Consider the following 1,857-nt stretch of genomic DNA (forward strand, 5'->3'; position numbering starts at 1 on the left):
CGAAGCTGAACGGGCGGCCGAGATATTCGTAGTCGAGCTGCCCCAGCCAGCCCGTGCCGCCGTCCTCGGCCAGCCCGATGCCGACCCCGCCGCTCAGCGTACCGAACCGGCCGATCGCGGCCGTTCCTCCGGCGGCGGCGTTCTGCAGGTCGGGCGATGCCTCGAGATGGACCTCGCCGGTGAAGCGGTCGGAGAAACCGTAGCGATGGGTTACGGAGACAAACGGGTCGCCGTATTCGAAGCTCTCCAGCCCATAGTCCTCGCGCACCAGACCAGCCTCGTAGGCATAGTCGTGCAGGCCCACGCGCAGCATCCGCGCGCTGACATAATAGGGCTGGGTGACCACGCGCTGCCGGCCGAGCAGATCGGTGACGGTGACCTGCAGCTCGCCCGCCCCGGTGATCACCGGCAGCTGGTCGATCTGGAACGGGCCGGCCGGCACGTCCCCGGAGAAGCGCTGGAGGTCGTCGACATAGACGTCGACCACCGATGCGCTGTCGGCGAGCCCGCCGATGGTCGGCAGCGGAAAGGTAATGAAGGAGGGATCGGTGCCGAAATTGCTGGCCCACTGGATGCCGCCATAGCGAAAGGGACGGCTGAAGGCGCCACCCACGGCCAGCGCGTCACCCAGCCGCAGCGATGCACGCCGCTCCAGGAAGTCACGGGAGTAGCCGGTTTCCAGGCGCACGAACTCGCCGTCGGAAGAGAGGGCATCGGCGGCCAGCAGGCTGGAGGTGAGCACGCCCCCTGCCCCAAACAGGCCGGCCTCGAACAGGCCGTCCAGGCGGCTGCGGATGCCATCGCCCGCCAGATACTGCACGTCATAGTCCAGGAATCCACCAAAGCCGGTCACCACCGGCGGGCGCTCCGCGGCCTCGCCTCCCAGCCGAACCGGGTCCAGCGACACGGGCGGAACGGACAGGGCCAGCTCCAGGTCGACCTCGTCGATCTCGACCTTGGCACCCGGGATCGCATCGATCGGGTAGAAGGGCTGGCCGTTCAGGGTCAGCACCTGGTCCTGGTCCACCACGAGGCGCCAGCGCAGGGCTTCGGCCAGCTCGACCACGAGCCGCCCGGTCGCGGCCTCGCGGGCGAAGATCGCGGAGTCGCTCACCTTCTGGCCGTTCACCGTCACGGCATAGAGCTGCTCGACCCAGGCGCGCTCCGGCTCGATCGGTGGCAGGATCGGGGCGCGATGCAGTTCGGCTGGCGGCGGCCCCGGCCGCTCCGGAACCGGTGGCGGCATATCCACCCGGGTGGCCGGCACGGCAGCGGTGGTACGGCGCACCGCGAAGTGGTCGAGCGTGCGGTGCTGGCTGGCCGGCTCAACCGGTGTGGCCGTCGGACCGGCTGCCGGTGCCGGTGCCGGCAGCTCGGGTGGCACGGGCGGCTCTGCCGCCAGCACCTTCAAAGGCGGCAGCGCGGTCTGGGCGGGCAGTGAAGCGGGCGCTGGCCTGCGCAGCGGGACGATGACAACGTTGCGGCCGGGCTCGACCGGGCGGCGCGTGGACTGGCCCGGCAGCGGTGGGACCGGCTCCTGCGCGTTCAATCCCGACCAGACGGTCGCGAGCAGCACGGCCGCCCAGACCTTACTCGCCCGGCGCGGCCAGGCGTTCTTCGAGCGTGCCAAGATTGGTTTCCGCGACCACCGTTAGGGAACTGCCGGCAGCGTTGCGGGGCAGCGGCCAGCTGCGCGTACGGCCGGGCAGCAGATAGAAGGGCTCCTTCACTTCGGCCACCGATGCGCCGGTTGCGCTACGCACCTGGATCCCACTCACCTGGACATGGGCCTGGCCGGCATTGCGCAGGCCGAGCAGCGGCCCGCGCGGTCCGGCGTCGATGCTCCAGACCGGGGCC

Annotated in this window: 1 protein-coding gene and 1 pseudogene; both read right to left on the minus strand. The window is 70.6% G+C overall.

Translation table 11 applies throughout. The features are described from left to right. Positions 1-1,630: fimbria/pilus outer membrane usher protein (locus tag EQG76_RS02080; RefSeq protein ID WP_159710167.1), on the minus strand; the 1,630-nt coding region annotated here is incomplete at its 3' end. Then, a pseudogene (locus EQG76_RS02085) lies at positions 1,590-1,857 on the minus strand (hypothetical protein); the annotation flags it as partial. The pseudogene EQG76_RS02085 and the gene EQG76_RS02080, both read right to left, overlap by 41 nt.

Source organism: Geminicoccus flavidas, from assembly GCF_009806515.1.
Taxonomy (GTDB): Bacteria; Pseudomonadota; Alphaproteobacteria; order Geminicoccales; family Geminicoccaceae; genus Geminicoccus; species Geminicoccus flavidus.